Annotated in this window: 16 protein-coding genes; 4 read left to right on the top strand and 12 right to left on the bottom strand. The window is 56.8% G+C overall.

What is annotated here, in order from left to right:
• The first annotated feature begins 24 nt into the window (after positions 1-24).
• Both istA and istB read left to right on the top strand, forming a co-directional pair.
• Positions 25-1,047, top strand: a complete 1,023-nt coding sequence (gene istA / locus ACYZT6_RS24645) for an IS21 family transposase (RefSeq protein ID WP_462025424.1) — start codon at positions 25-27, stop codon at positions 1,045-1,047.
• Positions 1,044-1,832 (top strand): IS21-like element helper ATPase IstB, encoded by a 789-nt coding sequence (istB, locus tag ACYZT6_RS24650; RefSeq protein WP_461987631.1) that lies wholly within the window; start codon positions 1,044-1,046, stop codon positions 1,830-1,832. Before istA ends, istB begins: the two co-directional genes overlap by 4 nt.
• A gap of 246 nt (positions 1,833-2,078) precedes the next feature.
• On the opposite strand, the gene ACYZT6_RS24655 is transcribed toward istB, so the two are convergent.
• The 4 genes from ACYZT6_RS24655 to ACYZT6_RS24670 form a co-directional block, all read right to left on the bottom strand.
• Positions 2,079-3,266, bottom strand: a complete 1,188-nt coding sequence (locus ACYZT6_RS24655) for an LLM class flavin-dependent oxidoreductase (protein WP_462028993.1) — start codon at positions 3,264-3,266, stop codon at positions 2,079-2,081.
• A 17-nt stretch (positions 3,267-3,283) separates the two neighbouring features.
• The gene (locus ACYZT6_RS24660; RefSeq protein WP_462028994.1) at positions 3,284-4,447 is read right to left on the bottom strand and encodes an MFS transporter; all 1,164 of its coding nucleotides are present in this window, start codon (positions 4,445-4,447) and stop codon (positions 3,284-3,286) included.
• Positions 4,448-4,514: 67 nt separating this feature from the next.
• Positions 4,515-5,501 (bottom strand): LLM class oxidoreductase, encoded by a 987-nt coding sequence (locus ACYZT6_RS24665; protein WP_462028995.1) that lies wholly within the window; start codon positions 5,499-5,501, stop codon positions 4,515-4,517.
• Entirely contained in the window at positions 5,498-7,057 is a 1,560-nt protein-coding gene (locus ACYZT6_RS24670) for an MFS transporter (protein ID WP_462028996.1), read from the bottom strand. Before ACYZT6_RS24670 ends, ACYZT6_RS24665 begins: the two co-directional genes overlap by 4 nt.
• A 158-nt stretch (positions 7,058-7,215) precedes the next feature.
• Here ACYZT6_RS24670 and ACYZT6_RS24675 point away from each other — a divergent pair, with 158 nt between their 5' ends.
• Positions 7,216-8,115 (top strand): LysR family transcriptional regulator, encoded by a 900-nt coding sequence (locus ACYZT6_RS24675; RefSeq protein WP_462028997.1) that lies wholly within the window; start codon positions 7,216-7,218, stop codon positions 8,113-8,115.
• An 88-nt stretch (positions 8,116-8,203) separates the two neighbouring features.
• On the opposite strand, the gene ACYZT6_RS24680 is transcribed toward ACYZT6_RS24675, so the two are convergent.
• From ACYZT6_RS24680 to ACYZT6_RS24690, 3 genes are read right to left on the bottom strand one after another with little or no spacing between them, the layout of a single operon-like run.
• Positions 8,204-8,914, bottom strand: a complete 711-nt coding sequence (locus ACYZT6_RS24680; RefSeq protein ID WP_462028998.1) for an SDR family NAD(P)-dependent oxidoreductase — start codon at positions 8,912-8,914, stop codon at positions 8,204-8,206.
• Positions 8,915-8,956: 42 nt separating this feature from the next.
• A complete protein-coding gene (locus ACYZT6_RS24685) occupies positions 8,957-9,613 on the bottom strand; it encodes a DsbA family oxidoreductase (protein WP_462028999.1) in 657 nt (218 codons plus the stop codon).
• On the bottom strand, positions 9,610-9,831 hold the full coding sequence (locus tag ACYZT6_RS24690; protein WP_059406388.1) for a tautomerase family protein: 222 nt from the start codon (positions 9,829-9,831) through the stop codon (positions 9,610-9,612). The genes ACYZT6_RS24685 and ACYZT6_RS24690 overlap by 4 nt, the downstream gene beginning before the upstream one ends.
• A gap of 910 nt (positions 9,832-10,741) precedes the next feature.
• Between ACYZT6_RS24690 and ACYZT6_RS24695 the strand changes: the two genes are divergently transcribed.
• The gene (locus ACYZT6_RS24695) at positions 10,742-11,035 is read left to right on the top strand and encodes a DUF3077 domain-containing protein (protein WP_462029000.1); all 294 of its coding nucleotides are present in this window, start codon (positions 10,742-10,744) and stop codon (positions 11,033-11,035) included.
• Positions 11,036-11,384: 349 nt separating this feature from the next.
• Here ACYZT6_RS24695 and ACYZT6_RS24700 read toward each other — a convergent pair whose 3' ends face one another.
• The 5 genes from ACYZT6_RS24700 to ACYZT6_RS24720 form a co-directional block, all read right to left on the bottom strand.
• Positions 11,385-12,164: a DeoR/GlpR family DNA-binding transcription regulator gene (locus ACYZT6_RS24700; protein ID WP_462029001.1), complete on the bottom strand. Its 780-nt coding sequence runs from the start codon at positions 12,162-12,164 to the stop codon at positions 11,385-11,387.
• Positions 12,165-12,219: 55 nt separating this feature from the next.
• A complete protein-coding gene (pdxA, locus tag ACYZT6_RS24705) occupies positions 12,220-13,221 on the bottom strand; it encodes a 4-hydroxythreonine-4-phosphate dehydrogenase PdxA (protein ID WP_462030008.1) in 1,002 nt (333 codons plus the stop codon).
• Positions 13,222-13,226: 5 nt separating this feature from the next.
• Positions 13,227-14,519, bottom strand: a complete 1,293-nt coding sequence (locus tag ACYZT6_RS24710; RefSeq protein WP_462029002.1) for a four-carbon acid sugar kinase family protein — start codon at positions 14,517-14,519, stop codon at positions 13,227-13,229.
• Positions 14,516-15,529, bottom strand: coding sequence for a 2-keto-3-deoxygluconate permease (locus ACYZT6_RS24715; protein ID WP_462029003.1), 1,014 nt, complete (start codon positions 15,527-15,529; stop codon positions 14,516-14,518). Before ACYZT6_RS24715 ends, ACYZT6_RS24710 begins: the two co-directional genes overlap by 4 nt.
• 416 nt (positions 15,530-15,945) lie before the next feature.
• Positions 15,946-16,482, bottom strand: coding sequence for a PBECR2 nuclease fold domain-containing protein (locus ACYZT6_RS24720; RefSeq protein WP_462029004.1), 537 nt, complete (start codon positions 16,480-16,482; stop codon positions 15,946-15,948).
• Between the last annotated feature and the right edge of the window lie 99 nt (positions 16,483-16,581).

The following is a 16,581-nucleotide window of genomic DNA, read 5'->3' on the forward strand; positions in this document are numbered from 1 at the left end:
AAATGCAGCTTTTGCGAGCTGCCCATGCTGTCCCAGGAGCAACACGTGGAAATCAGTGTTCTTATTCGTCAGGGTTTGTCTATTCGGGCCATCGCCCGGCAGATGGGCTGCTCTCGCAATACCATTCGACGCCACCTCAAATTACAGGCCCAGCGCCAGCCCGTCGTCTATGGCCCGCGCGCGCAGCGCGTGGGCAAGCTTGTGCCTTTCGAGGCCTATCTGCGTCAGCGCGTAGAAGCCGCTCGACCCCATTGGATTCCCGCCATCGTGCTGTTGAGGGAGATCCGCGAGCAGGGTTACGAAGGCGGATACTCAATCCTCACCAGCTTTCTGCTGACCTTGAAATCCAAGGCAAACGAAGCCGTCGTTCGCTTTGAAACCGAGCCCGGTGAGCAGATGCAGGTGGACTTCACCGTCATTCGGCGTGGCCGCGATCCGTTGTTGGCATTCGTTGCAACGTTGGGCTGGAGCCGTGCGACCTACGTCGTTTTCTCCCGTCGCGAAGACTCCGCAGCCTGGTGTTCCGGTATCGAAAAGGCGCTGCGTTTCTTCGGCGGTACGCCGCGAAAGCTACTCTTCGACAACGCCAAAACTATTATCCAGGAACGCGATGTTTATGGCCCCGGTCAGCACCGCTGGAATCCCGCGCTATTGAATTTGGCAGAGCGCTATGGCTTCACACCGAAAGTCTGCCGGCCTTATCGGGCGCAGACCAAGGGCAAGGTCGAGCGCTTCAACCACTACCTGAAAAACAGCTTCGTAGTGCCACTGGCCGCGTCACTTAACCAGGTCAGCTTGCTGTTGGACGTTGAAGTCGCGAACAGCAAGATTGGCCCTTGGTTGATGGAGGTCGCCAACGCCCGAACACATGCGACGACGGGCGAAATACCGCAACACCGACTGGATACCGAAGTGCACCACTTGTTGCCCCTGCCAGAGATCCAAGGGGTTGCGAGCAGCATGATTTCGGTCGTCCAACCCATGCCGGTGGAAAGCTTGCAGCATCCGCTCTCTGTCTATCAGGCACTGCTTGAGGTGCGTCCATGAACCTTCAACATCTGCGCATCGAGTCTCTTTGCCAACAGTTCAAGCTGGACACTTTTGCGACGGACTGGCCGGCTCTGGCCCAGCAAGCGGCCGAAAAAGAAACGAGCTATGCCGACTTCCTGGAACAGCTTCTGCTGAGCGAGGATCGCGCTCGAAACGAGCGTCGGCGGCAAGCGCTGCTGCAACAGTCCGGGCTGCCGGCGGTGAAAACGGTTGAACAATACGACTTCAAATTCGCCAGCGGCGCGCCGCAAAGCCAGATCCTGGAACTGGCCGGGCTGGCCTTCATCGAGCGTAAGGAAAACGTCGTACTGCTGGGGCCTTCGGGCGTTGGCAAAACACACTTGGCCAGCGCTCTGGCTCATCGGGCGATAATGGCAGGCATTTCCACCCGATTTATCTCTGCCGCCGACCTGACTTTGCAACTCGTCGCCGCGCACCATCAAGGGCGCCTGGCCCAGTATTTCAGTCGCGTTGTTCAACGCTCGAAACTGCTGGTGATTGATGAGATCGGCTATTTGCCTTTTGGCCGTGACGAAGCCAACTTGTTCTTCAACGTGATCGCCAAGCGGTACGAACATGGCAGCTTGGTGCTGACCAGCAACTTGCCGTTCAGCCAGTGGGCAACGACCTTCGCCGACGACTCAACACTGACCGCTGCGCTGCTGGATCGGCTTCTGCACCATGCGCATATCGTCCAGGTCAGCGGACAAAGTTATCGACTGAAGGACAAGCTGAAATCAGGTCAGGTGGTGCCGAGAGAAACGGCCTCGCCACAAAAATAAACAGACCTCAAACACCGCCGGGGTGGGTCAGTTTTACTTCGGTAGGGTGGGTCAGTTTTCAACCGGTGTTGACACAAACGAGCCAGATGGACGTCAACGGCTGGCTCGAGCGAAGCCAACAGTGGTTTGATACGTTTGAACTCGATGCCTCTCGCCGCGCGGAAGTGACTCTTTCTAATCCGCAAAAGATGTTGGAAATCTAAGTTGGAGTTGGGCCCCTATGCTAATTCGCCGGGGCCCCAACAGTTATGCCACTTCCACAGCCTCCCGCTTCACTTTTGGCGCTGGTAGAGCATCAAGGAATGGCTCGCGCAAACCTACCGCCTCCATGAGTGGTTGCACACCCGCCACGAAGTCCTTGATCCCTTGGTGGTAGTCCAACCATGTAAGCGCAATGCCGTCGATTCCCCAATCTGAATATTTCTGGAAGAGCTCTACAATCTGTTCTGGCGTTCCTACCAACGGTACGCCAGCAAAGCCAGCCTTGAAGTGAAAACGGAACCGGACCGCATCTTCCGGCGTGAAGATTCCGGTCTGAATGCCCAGCTCGGTTGTGATGATGTCGCACCCTTCGTCGTCGCCCATTTGGTTTGCGTAATAGTCAAGGTACGCTTCGGCTTCTTCCTGCGTGTCTTTCTGAACAACGTAGCCATAGCACCAAATTTTGAGGTCTCTGCCGAACTCGTTCTTGGCGAGATCCTTGTAGGAGGCGATCTGTTCACGCACAGCCGCTTCGCCATCCAAGTGCTTGATGATCAAGAATGCCGCATCACAATGCTCTGCGCAGAACCGCTTCCCGCGAGGGGAGCCGCCAGCGTTGATAAGGTAAGGCTTGTTGATTGGCTGCGGCTGAGAGATCGCGTCGCAGATCGTGAAATACTCCCCTTTGAAGTTAAAAGGGGTCTGCTGCTGCCAGGCGTTTTGCGCGATGTGCAACCACTCTTCAGCGTAGTCATATCGCTTGTCGTGTTCCATCATCTCGCCGCTGAACATCCTCATCTCAGCGCCATACCAGCCGCACAAAATGTTGAGACCGAAACGCCCGCCGCTGATGTGATCGATTGTAACCGCCTGTTTAGCGGCGAACAGAGGGTGCACAGTCGGCAAATGCGACGTCGTGAACACCGCGATTTGATCAGTCAGTGCAGCGATACCCGCCGCCCACGTGTAGGTCTCGTAACACACACCACCGGTGTTATTGGCGCCACCAAATCCCTTCCAACGGCCGACCGGGATGAACGCTTCAAAACCTGCCCGGTCCGCATCCTTCGCGATCTCCAGATTGCCTGCCCAGTCATCCCCTCGAATCCGCTCTGGCGCATTCGTCACCGTACAACCACCCTCCGTGTTAGTGGAAAAAACCCCTAATTGCATCTTGTTGCGGCTGACACGCATTGGATTAGGTTTAGCAGGGTTGGACTTTGTAGAGCGCATGATGACCTCCTAGGTCGTCAGTAGTAGTGAACTTCTTCCTTGTTTCTTGCGACGAACCAGGCTGCGAGTAGCGCACAGCTAGCGAGCAGACCTGCCAATGTGTAAGCACCGACGGCCAAGCTGGTTCGGTCGATCAAGAAGCCAGTGGCTACAGGCAGTAGGCCAGCGGGAACATAACCGCCCATATTGAGCAATGCATTTGCCTGCGCCCGCTTGTTGTCCGATACCCTCAAGGCTATTAACGTCAGCCCCCCCAGTTGCCCCAATCCCTGACCGGCACCGGCCAGCAACGCGGCGATAATCAGCACCGCGGGAGAAGAGATCGCTATCGCAGTGGCGATACCCAGCATCGAGGCGAAGGTCGCGGCGGCACTGAAATAGAAGATGTGTTCAACGGTTCGCCGACGCAGCACAATCTGTACGGCGAAAGCCGAGATAAACATTAGAAACGCAGTGGCACCTGCCATCAGCGGAGTTTTAATGTGGAGCAGACTTGCCAGTAAAGACGGTCCCAACGACAAGACAAAGGAAGTAGCTGTGATTCCCGGACCGAACAGCGCGACACCTAGCAGTATGTGAAGGCGATGATGTCGCTCTACCGAAGGGAACCTCCATCTGGCGCCACCTCTTCGTTGGGTGTCATTCGCTCCGTTTGGCATCGTCCAGGCGATCAGAAAAGCGAGTGCAAGTACCCCCAGCTCCAGGGTAAACACTTTTTCGATCGGCCGGCTGGCAAACGTGGCGAGGCTTCCAGCCAGCAAAGGCCCGAGGCCTGCACCCAGCACCATCGACATTGAGGCCACTAACGAAGATAGCCTTCGCCTCTGCACACCCCCCTGATCAACAACACTTGCCATCCCCGCTGAGACAATAACCCCCACGGCAATGCCTGTAAGCAGGCGTGCGAAAAGCAAGCTTTCAACCGATTCGGCGGACCTGAACAGCAATGCGGCCGACATAGCGCAGACCAGACCGGGCAGCAGTACCACCCTGCGACCGTAGCGGTCAGATACTTGTCCAGCAATCAGCAAACTGAGCAATAGCCCCAAGATATACGCCGCGAATATCAACGTGAGGGTTGACGATGCGAAACCGAGTTGCCCCTGCCACAAGACGTATAGCGGGGTCGCAGTATTGGACAAGATAAACACCGACACTACCATCCAACCAGCGAGCCACATACGTATGGGGCTCCGGGGCAGGTCGGTACTTTGGTTCAACAAATCTTGAGCAGACGGAGCGTTTCGATCAGACAAGGCTCACTCCCTGTGCCGGAAAAAGCGGCAGCACGTATTCTGCAAGTTCCTGCAATACGTCCCTTGCAGGCCGTCGTAATGGCTTCAGGTTCAATGCGACATGTGAAACACCTTGCGCTTGTTGTCGCTGCCACAAGTCAATGAGCGCATTGCGGCCGGTGCTTATCCCTCGTCCAACCTTCAAGGGGGCGTCGGGGTTTTCTTCCAGGTTGAAGAATGTCGCATAGCCGTAGGGTTTGAACGTGCCAGGCTCAGTACAGGACTGCCATTGCTCAATCAAGTTGGGCAGGCTGCCAAAGTCGCTTTGATGCCATAGCCATCCATCCATATGCGATGCCAACCACTTCATGTCTTGCCCACAACGGCCAACGGCGAGCATTGGCATTTGCGTGGACCATGGCTTTGGAAGCAAATCCAGCGTCCCGTCGAGCTTGCCATAGTGACAAAGCTCATACTTGGGAAAAGACTGTTGGGTAGCGATACGCAAGATTTCGCAACCTTCTCTGAATCGCTCCGCTCGGTTGTCGAAGTCCTGGCCGAATGCAGGATACTCGCTGGGCCGATCACCCGTTGAGAGTCCGAGTAGAAAGCGGCCCTGCAGTAGCACATCAAGGGTGGCGGCTTGCTTGGCGACCATCAAGGGATCGCGTAGCGTCAGTACCACCCCGGCAGTACCGATACAGATTCTTTGAGTGACCGCCCCTAAGAGAGCTGCGTACACCAAGGGATCAAACATCTGGCCCGCGTCTCCAAACTCCGGATCCAGCAGAGGCACGTCGCGTAGCCAGATCGCCGAGAAACCAGCGACGTCAGCTTGTCGGGCCAGATCAACATGATCTTGCATAGTCGGAGCCATGAGGTTGGGATATCCCTCCAGCGGCGCGATCAGGCCAAACGTAAGATGGCCTGGTGCGAACACTCGGGAAAACCCAGGGTGAGCCTCATTGGAATCGCCACTCGTTCGTATCCGTCCGATCACTCGCGGTCACCCACGATCACGGGACGGACTGCTGCTACTGGTTGATGATCATGCGCGCTAACTCGACCGAGCGTTGCGAACACAGCAACCGCCGTGAGCACGCTGCCAGCGCCCAAGATGAAAAGCAGATGACGAAACGCGTTCGCGTACTCGTGGCGCAAAAGCTCTGACTGCCCTGGCAGTTGATTGCCGGCATTCTGCAGATCGCCGAGCGCAGCCCGGCTGGATGCCTCCATTATCTGATGCGGTGCAAAATTCGTGGCGGCGTCGAATAGCCCCCATTGAATGAATGTCGCCAGCAACGCCCCGGCGACGGCGATGGCTATACCGTCGGCGGAAACGCGAACAGCGTTAAAAATCCCTGTGGCCATTCCCGCGCGTTCTTTTTCCACCACGCTAACAGCCATGCCATCCATCAAACCCCAAGGCAAGCCAATGCCGATGCCGATCAGCGCCATAGGCATTACCGCATTACTTACTCCGCTATCTAGCACGACGCCTAGCCAAAACAGCCCGACAGCCACCAGCATCAGCCCGACCGCCGAGAGCATGCCTGAGGTGTAGTGTCGCGCAAGCTGAGCAGCCAGAAACGGCACGAGCAGCAACGGTGCGGCCAGAGCGATCATCATTTGTCCGGTCTGCAAAGCACTCAGCCCATCGACTCCGATGAATCGCGCCGGGAGCATGATGATGAGGACGACAAAAAAGAAAGCAGGGCTCGCTGCAAGAATCTGCACACCTACAAACTTGGATTGCTTGAACAGCGACAGGTCAAGCATAGGACTACTGGTTCGGCGCTCTATCAGCACGAAGATCATGAACAGCAGGATCGCGCCGGCCACACTCCCCAAAACGATTGGGCTGGCCCAACCGTCCTCAGGCGCGAGGAGAATGCCATAGGTGAACAAGGTCAATGCGGCCGTGAAGCTGAGAGCACCGGGCCAGTCCATACCATTGTTGGCCGGGTCTTTAGAGTCAGTCGCGCTCACGCAGACGAGTACGAAGCCCGCTACACCTATCAATGCCGTCGCGTGGAACGTCCATTTCCAGCCTGCGGAGTCGACCAGTAGCCCCGCTGCCAATGGGCCGAAGGCTAATCCAATACCAAAAGTCGTCCCAAGGAGACTGAAAACCTTGGTGCGCTCGGCACCGTGGAATACCTGGGCTAGAGACGACATGGCGCCGGCGAAAGCAGCTGCTCCGCCCAACCCCTGTACAAGCCTCAGGATATCGATCTGCAAGACAGTGGCAGAGAAGGGAATAGCAATAGTAGACAACACAAAGATGACTAGACCAATCAGCCATACCCGCTTGCGTCCGTAGATATCCGTCAGACTCCCTGCCGCCATCATGGCGCTGCCATAAGTCAGGATATAGGCGTTGACGACCCAACTGAGCTCGACAGCAGATCCGCCCATGGCAGCGCTGATGGAAGAGAGGACAACTGCGGGTCCGGTGAAGCAAAGCGGGATGAGCACGCCAGTCAGGCAAGCTGCGAATAGCTGTATCCACTTCAATAACGGGGGAGCCGTCTGAACGCTGCGTGTTGAATTCATCTGAATGTTTCCCTGATTAGTGTGCGGAGGTATTGGTCCTCAGCGCACGGTTGTCCGCGATGTTCGGCCCACCAAGAGGTTAGGGCTTGCGTCAGCAAACAAAAACAGGCCTATAATCCGAACATATCGGACATTGGTGTCCGCATTGAGGACAGCCTTTGGAATCGCTTGGCAGCATTTCACTATTCGTATTGGTGGCTGAGACTCGAAGCTTTACAGAGGCAGGAAAACGACTAGGTATTTCCTCCTCTGGCGTCGGAAAAAGTATTGGTCGGCTGGAGGACAAGCTCGGTGTACGCCTATTCCAGCGCAACACCCGCAGTATTGCCCTGACGTTAGAAGGGGCACTGTTTCTTGAGCGGTGCCGACGGATACTGTCGGAGCTTGAAGCCGCAGAAATGGAGCTAAGCAATGCACGTGAACAACCGAGGGGCAAATTGCGAATTAGCTTGCCTCTAGTCAGCGATCTTGTGATGCCGGCAATCATTCAATTCATGCGCACATACCCCGAAATAGAACTCGACATCGATTTTACTGATCGAATGGTCGACGTTATCGAGGAGGGTTTTGATGCTGTATTGCGGACAGGCGAGCCTAGTGACTCTCGGTTGATTTCTAAAAGACTGGGGGGCTTTCAGCTCCAGATTGTGGCGTCTGCGGACTATCTCGCACAGTACGGTGTACCCCAACGGCCAGCGGATCTTGCTACGCATTCATGTTTGTTACACAAGTTTCCTTCGACAGGGAAGATTGAACCGTGGCCGTTACGCGTTGAGACCGGAGAGCCGGATTTCGAGCTACCTCAGACCATGGTGTGCAACACGACTGAAGTGATTGTCGATGTGGCACGTTCAGGTTTGGGAATTGCTTGCCTACCTGACTTCATGACTTCCAAGTCCATCAAAAACGGCGAACTGGTTCGGGTGTTAGCAGACTATACGGTTCACACTGGAGTGTTCAGGCTTCTGTGGCCATCGAGCAAACATCTTTCTCTAAGACTACGGACCTTCATCGATTTTATGCACAGTCATCTATTCACGAGCGACCTGCATGGATAGTTCGTTTCTCCTGTTGCCGCACCCTACAAAACGAAGCCCTCGTAGGAATACGAGGGCTTAGTTGTTTCTGGCGTTTGGAAAAACGGTCTTAGTGCCCCGCGCTCTGCCCACCATCCACATGCAGAATCTCACCAGTAACAAAGTTCGCACTGTCCAGATAAACAACCGCCTGCGCGATATCACTAATCTCACCCATATGCCCAACCGGATGCAGATTCCCCAGCGCTTCATGCGTTTCCTCACCATGCATCGGCGTCTTGATGATGCCCGGGGAAACCGCATTCACCCGAATCCCACGCTTGGCGTACTCAATGGCCAGTGATTTGGTCGCAGCGTTCAAACCACCTTTAGTCAGCGAAGCCAGCACCGACGGCACACCATCAATCGCGTGGTCGACCAGGCTGGTGGTGATGTTGACGACGTGGCCTTTGCCCTGTTTCTCCATCTCGGTGATCGCGAGTTGGGTGATGTAGAAAAAGCCATTCAGGTTTACCGACAACACAGCAGCGTAGTCTTCAGGGGTGTAAGCGGTGAACGGCTTGGCCACGAAGATCCCGGCGTTGTTGACCAGGGTATCAATGCGGCCAAAACGAGCGATGGTTTCACGGATCACTTGCTGCGCCAATGCCGGGTCGCCGATGTCGCCGGCTACCGTAAGAATATCCGGATCGGTGGACGGCTTGATCGAACGCGAAGTGGCGACGACTTTGTAATCCAGATCACGGAACGCCTTGACCATGCCTGCGCCGAGGCCTTGGGATGCGCCGGTAATTACGATGACTTTTTCCGAATTGCTCATGATGAACCTCTACTAATAAATGATGGTTTGAAAAGTAAGTAATCAGGCTTCGGCGGCGGCCTTGGCCATTTGTCTCAACATCTGTTCGTAGTACTCGACCGACTGCGAACCGGACACCAGGTGTCGACCGTTAAGCACCATGGCCGGGACCGAGTTGATGCCGTGCTGGCGGTAAAACACTTCAAGCTCACGCACTTCTTTGGCAAACGCGCCGGACGCCAACACCTCTTGAGCAGCTGCCGCATCCAGTCCCGCTTCAGCCGCCAGACGAACCAGCGTCTCGCGATTACTCGGGTTCTGGCCGTCGGCGAAATAGGCGCGAAGCAGGATTTTCTTGAGTGCGACCTGCCGCCCTTCCTGCAACGCCCACAACAGCAGCCGATGCGCATCAAACGTGTTGTAGAAGTGAGTGCGTTTCTCCAAATCGAACTTGAAACCGATGGCCGCACCGCGCTCGATCTGCATCGCTTTGCCGGCGGCGACATCTTCGGCAGTCCTTCCATATTTGCGCATCAAATGCTCGACCGCTTTTTCGCCGACTGCCGGCATGTCCGGGTTCAGCTCGAAGGGCTTGTAGGTCAACTCCACCGAGACTTCACCAGCCACGTTCTCGATCGCCTGCTCCAGCGCCGTCGCACCCAATGCACACCACGGGCACACCACGTCGGAGATGAAATCGATGGAGACGGTCGCGGTCATGACTTGCCCTCCGCCTCAGCCAGTTGCTTTCGGTACTGGGTGGTGGTGATGCCGGCGTAACCCCAGTTATCGGTGTCGACTTCTTCGATCACGATGTGGGTCAGGTGCGGATCCTTCTTCAGGACGCGTTCCAGGGTTTCAGTGATTTCGGCGATCACCTGAGCTTTCTGCTCAGAGGTAACGCCATCGCGGGTGATGCGTACGCTTACGAAAGGCATGAGGACTCTCCAGTGACCTTCCCTTCGGAATGAATGGGTAGGCGTTGGAGCTCAATGTATGGAGTTAACTGGAGGGGATAAAGGTGGGGGCGGGAACATCATTAGTTACTTGGTGTAATTAGTTCCAAGCGATGCCGGGACTTTGCCTCAGATCGTAATTTCACATCACGTTCGCTAGATGTTGTGGGAATTTGCGGTAGGACTCAGCTCAATCTGATGTAGTCCGTTTTGTGACGTGTCGCATTTTTTCATTTTCTGCGACACGTTATGAGGACGTGTCGCTGGCGACGACATGTGTGAGTCCAAACCGCTCCCGCATTGACGGCCATCCTCAGCGATAGGAGGGGTTCGGCTCCCAGTCATTTCGCGTACAGATTCCAGCAAATCCTTTTGGAATTGATCCAACTCAACGTCCATTCCTGATGCCTCCTGCAGCAAGTCGACTAGGCCTCAGCAGGCCTTCTTCAAATTATGGAAATTATGGCTGAGCAATAATTATTGCTCAGCCATAAAAACCACTAAAACCTTCAAACCACACCACCACCTAGCCACGATTGCGCATCCCTCTCCCTCAAACTACCTTCAGATCGTCGCTGCCAATTCAGCGACCGGGCCTGAGAACCCGGGTAATATGCGCGCGCACCAGCGCCCTAAATCACGATTGCCGGCGTTTTTTTGTGCCTGCATTTCCGTGCAATGGCGGCTGTGCGTGGGAGACCTTCGGGTCTGCCGGGTCGTGCATACCGGTTTCTCAGCCTGCGCACAGCTGCCACCCATTCGCCTGAGAACGAACGCGGCAGCTCTACTTTGATTTCGGAGTATTGCAAATGCACGCTATTGATCCGTTCAAGACTTCTATCTCTGCTACACCGGTCACCACCCACCACCGCCCAAAATCCGGAGGTGCCCAATGACCAACCCTCAAGACCTGAAAACCATCGGCCTCAACCCTTTCTCCTACCACGCCAATCAACCGCTGTTCCGCATCAACGTCGGCGTCCCGGTCATCGCAGCCCTCTCTCACGCCTCCGATCTGCTCCACGTCGCCAAACTGCTCGCGTCAGACGCGGCCATGGTTCGCGACACCGACTGGCACACCTGGGCATCGCATTACTTGCAGGATATGAGTAAGGCGATCATTGATGATGTGGTGAAGGTGCTAGACGCGCCATGTAACAACCGAGCCAGTAACGTCGTATCGTGAGGATCTAAATCGCACGCATAAAAAAGCCCCGAATGAATCGCAATGCTGACTTAAGCGAGGGTGCCCACATTTGTGGCGAGGGGATTTATCCCCGTTGGGCTGCGAAGCGGCCCCAGCGTCTTTTCAGACATACTAAGTTGTCTGGATTTACGACTGCTTCGCAGCCGAACGGGGATAAATCCCCTCGCCACAAATTCAGGTGTTAGCGCTCAAGTGCACAGCATTACGAATGAATCGGGGCTTTTTGCATCAATGAGAGGGCGTTGGCATATGCCTTTTGCGCAAAAACGAATCCACGTGCATAAAAACGATCATAAATTGGGTCTTTTGCACAAAAACGTTCACAACCTTAAGCGTTATCGACTCTCACAGTTTGCACAGTGATCTGCTTCAGCGCATAAAACGGCGCAAGCGCTGCTTCATCCGCGGTTGAGCCAGTAATCAACCGCCACTCCCGCTCAATCGGCGTCCAGTGCTGTTGCCGCGCGCGCCCAAGCTTGTCGGTGTCGGCGAGGACAACAATCTGCGCCGCCCGCTTGATGATGCATTCCTTCAAATACGCCTGCTGCGCACTCGCCTCACACAACCCAAACTCCGCGACCACGCCATCCGCACCAAGAAACGCCTTGTCGACACTCAACCGACTCAACGTCAGCTCCGCCAACGGCCCCAAAGTGCTCATGCTCGAACCGCGTAGATCGCCGCCAATCAATGTCAATCGCACCCCCGGCGCATTGGCCAAAGTCATCACGGCGAGCAGGTTGTTGGTCACCACATGCACGTCTTGTCGCGAACACAAATGATGGGCCAGCGCCGCACAGGTGGTGCCGCCATCGAGTAGCACAGTGTCGCCGTCCTGGACGTGAGCCGCCGCAGCCTGGGCGATGGCATCTTTTTGCTCCCACTGAGACGTCTTGCGTTCTTCAAGTGAGGCTTCCGGCTCGTGAACGCCGACAACCGAAGTGGCGCCGCCATAGGTTCGCACCAGGTGCCGCTGTTTGGCGAGCATGGTCAGGTCGCGTCGCACCGTCGCTTCCGAGACCCCGAGCGCCGCGCTCAATTGCTCGACGTTGGCATCGCCAATGCGTACGAGATCGAGGATGGCGCGGTGGCGTTCGGAGGCTTTCATGGCGGGTCTCGTTGTGGGGACGGTGGTCGATCTTACACGACAGCGCCCGCGCGGCTCATCCCCGTCGCGTGGCAAGCTCCGCACCCTGGCGCAGCGCTTCGAGCAGGCTGCGTTCATCGGCAATGCCCTTGCCGGCGATGTCGAAAGCCGTGCCGTGGTCAACCGAGGTGCGGATTACGTCGAGGCCGACGGTCACGTTCACGCCCGCTTCAAGTCCCAGCACCTTGACTGGGCCGTGGCCTTGGTCGTGATACATCGCCACCACCAGATCGAAATCGCCGCGGCCGGCGCGGAAGAACAGTGTGTCGGCCGGCAGTGGGCCGGTGACATCGAGGCCGCGTTCTTGCAGCAGCTTCACTGCAGGGATGATTTTTTCTTCCTCTTCGCCATAGCCGAACAAGCCGTTTTCACCAGCATGGGGATTGATCCCGCACACACCAATTCGCGGCCGGGCAATGCCTGCCTTGATCAGCGTTTCGTTGCCGCGCTCGATGGTGCGCTGGACCAGGCCCGGTTCGATCTTGCGGATCGCGTCGATGATGCCGATGTGGGTCGTGACGTGAATCACCCGCAGTTGCGGGGCGACCAGCATCATCGAAACTTCATCGACGTTGGTCAGGTGCGCGAGCATTTCGGTATGGCCGGGGTATTTGTGGCCGCCGGCGTGCAGCGCCTCCTTGTTCAGCGGCGCGGTGCAGATCGCGTCGATCTGTTTGGCCTCGGCGAGTTGCACCGCGCGGGCGATGTATTGATAGGCGGCGTCACCGGCGATCGGCGACAGTTCGCCGAACGGCAGGTCGTCGGGGATCAGGTTGAGGTCGATGCAGTCAATGGTGCCGGCCTCGTACAAGGCCTGGGAGGCGTCCTCGATGCGACGTACTTTGGCGCTGCCGCCGACGATGACGTTGGCCTGTTCGAGACGGCGGGCATCGCCGATCACCAGCGGCCGGCATTGTTGATAGACGACGTCATGAGTCAGGCTCTTGACGATGATCTCCGGGCCGACACCCGTGGCGTCGCCCATGGTGATGCCGATGATGGGGAGGTAGTTGCTCATAGTGTTCATTCGAGTCCTTGGATTCGTGTGCGTTGGGGCGGGGAGCGATCGACGCTGTCGCTCAGGTGTTGCCATGCCGCATACAAGGCGTTGTAGGTGCCGAACGCGCCGGCTTTGATAACGATGCCGGGGCGGTGGCCCTGCCGGGAAACGGTCGGGCGGGCGAAGGCGACGCCGGCTTCGATTTCGGTCAGCAGTTGCAGGCTGTCGATGCCGACGGTGGTCAAGATGGCGCGTGCCGTCTCGCCGCCCGTGGCGATCAGGCCGCCGACTTTGGCGAAGTGCGGTTCGACCAATACGGCCAGCGAGGTTGAAAGTTGCGCGCCCTCTTGGGGATCGAACGCTTCATCGCGGCCGATGCGCAGCAGCAGGTCACTCCAGCCGTCCAGTTGCTCGCCGATGCGCGATTGCCAGAGCACCCAATCGCCATGGGTGGTGCCCTGGCGAAGGACTTCAGGCGGGACGACCAATTCGCTGACACCGCCACGTTCTTTAAGCAACGCGCACTGTCGCTCGCAGACGCCGGATAGGCTGCCGACGAGTATCAGAATCGGCGCCTGACTTTTTTCGAGGGCATCGGGTTCGATGGCCGTGAAACGTACTTCGGAGCTATCAGAAAGGCTGGCAGGAAGACTGGCGATTTCCCGCGCCAAGCCGCCCGAACCGATCCAGAACAGCGGCTGCTCCATCGAGGCGGTCATGCGAGCGAGGGTCAGCAGGTCGTCTTCGGTTTGCGCATCGACGATCAATGCCTGCGTGCCGCTGCGGGCGACCTCGGCAATGTGCCGCTCGAGCGCTTTTTCGTTGCCACGCAAGGTGTCGAGGTCCAGCTTTGCGGTGCTCAGGCCTGCAGCAAACAGCATCGCTTCGACGTCGGCCGGACGGTCGGCGTTTTCCAGTTTCCAGGTATCGGTGGTTTCCAGCGGCTGACCGTTCACGAACACTCGACCGCCGCGCAACGTTCGCCCGGTGGCGGGGAACGCGGGGGCGACAATGGCCAGACCGGCCAACGGTTGCAGGGCGGCGACTTCGGCCGCCCAGTTGCCGCGCAAGGTCGAATCGATTTTCTTGTACAGCCGCTGCCCAGGTTGATGCAGCGCCTTGAACGCGGCGACGGTGCGCTCGGCAGCCTGCGCCGGTGAGAGGCGCCGAGTGTCCGTATCAGCGGCGATCACCTGAGCGTCGACCTTGTCATTCAAGGGGTCGAGCGTGACGACCGTTTGCAGCCCCGCGCTTGCAAAGCCGATGGCGCAATCCGCCGCGCCGGACAGATCGTCAGCGATGATCAGAATCCTCATCGCAAGGCCTCCTGCTTTTGAGGTTCGATCCCCGGCTCGGGTATGACGATGGGATTTCGCTGCTGTACGCGTTTGGCCACGGCGGCAGTCAGCAGCGGCGCGAGAATCGCAGTGACTACGACGCAGGCGGCCACCAGAATGGTCGCGCTCTTGGCTGCTTCGGCGTACACCGGATTGGCCGCCGCAATCAGCGCAGGAACGGCTGCGGCGTTCCCGGCCGTGGTGGCTGCGGCAACACCGGCGACGCCCGTGCCACCGGTCAAACGATCGGCGAAGAACAGCGGAATGCCGGTCAGCACGACCACCGCAACGCCCATGCCGAGACCCAGCAAACCGGCTTGCCAGACGTTATGCAAGTCCAGGCTGGCGCCGAGAGCCAGGGCGAAGAACGGGATCATGACTGGAACAGCCTTGGCCAGGAAATCGCGCATGTCACGGTCAAGATTGCCCAGCAGCATGCCGAGGGCCAGCGGCAGGATGCTGCCCACCAGCGTCGGCCACGGGAATGCGGACAGACCAGCGATACCCAGGGTGACCATCGTCAGGAAAGGACCAGACTCCAGGGACATGACCGAATAGGCGCCGACGTCTTCGGATCGACCGTATTGACCCATCAGCGCCATGTACAAGCCGCCGTTGGTGTCGTTCATTGCGGCAACGACCGCCAATGTCGATATACCGGCGAAGAGGCCAGATGAAATCGGCTGCTCGCCCAGGAAATGCCCGAGCACAATGCCGATGAGCACAGCGATGCCGACTTTCGTGATGAGCAGCGTGCCGCCCTTCTTCAGCAGGTACGGCGTGGCCTTGATATTGATGCTCGCGCCCATGCAAACGTAGAACACCGCGAGGATGGGTAACGCCCCGGTGAACAGTGCATTGGTGAAAGAGCCGAAAAACTTCGGTGTGTCGGGAAGGAAAGTAGCGACTAGCGAACCGATCAGCAGCGGGACAATCATCATGCCGCCAGGGATGCGTTCAATGGTGCGCTTGATAGGAATTTGGGCCACGAGGGTCTCCTTTTATAATTGTTTGGTAAGACGTTTATCACCTCGAAAACTGACCGGATCGATCATTTTATGATTGAGTCAGTCAAAATTATCTTAGGTGATCGTCCATAATTGCGCAAACCAATCATTCAAATGATCGTTTTGATCATTTATGGAGGAGATGTGGCGAAGTGCGGATGCCGCATCGCAGCTTTTTCTTGATCACGACAGATACCGGCGCATGGTTCTCGGTTCGGTTGACATGAGCACCCTATGTGGCAGAGAATCGGCTCAAGAGCGCGAAACCGACTGCCTTCAGGTGGCAATAGTCGGCGTTAGGAACCCCGTTGATGACCTGAAAATCAGCGCTCGGGTGAGACCTCTTCTCCCCTGCTTGAGGGAGCACAATATCAAGCAACCATTTCAAAAAAAGCAGCCTAATCAGGCTGCTTTTGTTGTCTGGGGAAAAGATATCTTTGATAAACCAAATCCCCATGCCGGTGCTTGTTCAAAGCCTTCCTATCGCAGTTCATGAAATTCCACAGAACGTTTCCATGATCAACGTGGATGACTACCAGCATTTGATACTTCGTGTGGTAAACCCCAATGAACGCGAGACGATAAGACCCATCGTTGTAGGAAACGCGCCAAATCTCAAATGGATTCCGCACTGTATCCAATGCGAATTCAGTGAAGCGCTCTCGGGCGTTCTGGCGTTTTTCTACGATATGCAAAAGATATTGGCGGCGAACCGTTATCGAAACGTACGGCGTTTCGAGCAATACAGCGTCAGCCCCGTCCTGTAATCCAAATCCGAGCGCGACCTGTTTCAAGGCGTGGTCAAGATTGACAGCACCGGGCAGCTCTCGCACATCGGATGCCAGTAGCGATAGTGGGATATCCCGAATGTCTGGCAAGCCAATGTTTTTCCAGTTTTGTTGACCGAGCGCTTCCTTTATCCCTGCTACATCCATCGGTATCTATACGCTCGCGTCGTGGATGCGGGCGTCTGCCGTGATATCCAATGGGTTCAAATTCGAGGCAAAGTCTCGAATTGATGAGCCGACATTTCA

The sequence above is a fragment of the Pseudomonas sp. RT6P73 genome (assembly GCF_054897715.1).

Excerpts from the sequence above, each read along its gene's own strand:
- istA (WP_462025424.1), top strand. The coding sequence starts at position 25 with ATGCTGTCCCAGGAGCAACACGTGGAAATCAGTGTTCTTATTCGTCAG.
- istB (WP_461987631.1), top strand. The coding sequence starts at position 1,044 with ATGAACCTTCAACATCTGCGCATCGAGTCTCTTTGCCAACAGTTCAAG.
- ACYZT6_RS24655 (WP_462028993.1), bottom strand. The coding sequence starts at position 3,266 with ATGCGCTCTACAAAGTCCAACCCTGCTAAACCTAATCCAATGCGTGTC.
- ACYZT6_RS24660 (WP_462028994.1), bottom strand. The coding sequence starts at position 4,447 with ATGTGGCTCGCTGGTTGGATGGTAGTGTCGGTGTTTATCTTGTCCAAT.
- ACYZT6_RS24670 (WP_462028996.1), bottom strand. The coding sequence starts at position 7,057 with ATGAATTCAACACGCAGCGTTCAGACGGCTCCCCCGTTATTGAAGTGG.
- ACYZT6_RS24680 (WP_462028998.1), bottom strand. The coding sequence starts at position 8,914 with ATGAGCAATTCGGAAAAAGTCATCGTAATTACCGGCGCATCCCAAGGC.
- ACYZT6_RS24685 (WP_462028999.1), bottom strand. The coding sequence starts at position 9,613 with ATGACCGCGACCGTCTCCATCGATTTCATCTCCGACGTGGTGTGCCCG.
- ACYZT6_RS24690 (WP_059406388.1), bottom strand. The coding sequence starts at position 9,831 with ATGCCTTTCGTAAGCGTACGCATCACCCGCGATGGCGTTACCTCTGAG.
- ACYZT6_RS24695 (WP_462029000.1), top strand. The coding sequence starts at position 10,742 with ATGACCAACCCTCAAGACCTGAAAACCATCGGCCTCAACCCTTTCTCC.
- ACYZT6_RS24700 (WP_462029001.1), bottom strand. The coding sequence starts at position 12,164 with ATGAAAGCCTCCGAACGCCACCGCGCCATCCTCGATCTCGTACGCATT.
- pdxA (WP_462030008.1), bottom strand. The coding sequence starts at position 13,221 with ATGAGCAACTACCTCCCCATCATCGGCATCACCATGGGCGACGCCACG.
- ACYZT6_RS24710 (WP_462029002.1), bottom strand. The coding sequence starts at position 14,519 with ATGAGGATTCTGATCATCGCTGACGATCTGTCCGGCGCGGCGGATTGC.
- ACYZT6_RS24720 (WP_462029004.1), bottom strand. The coding sequence starts at position 16,482 with ATGGATGTAGCAGGGATAAAGGAAGCGCTCGGTCAACAAAACTGGAAA.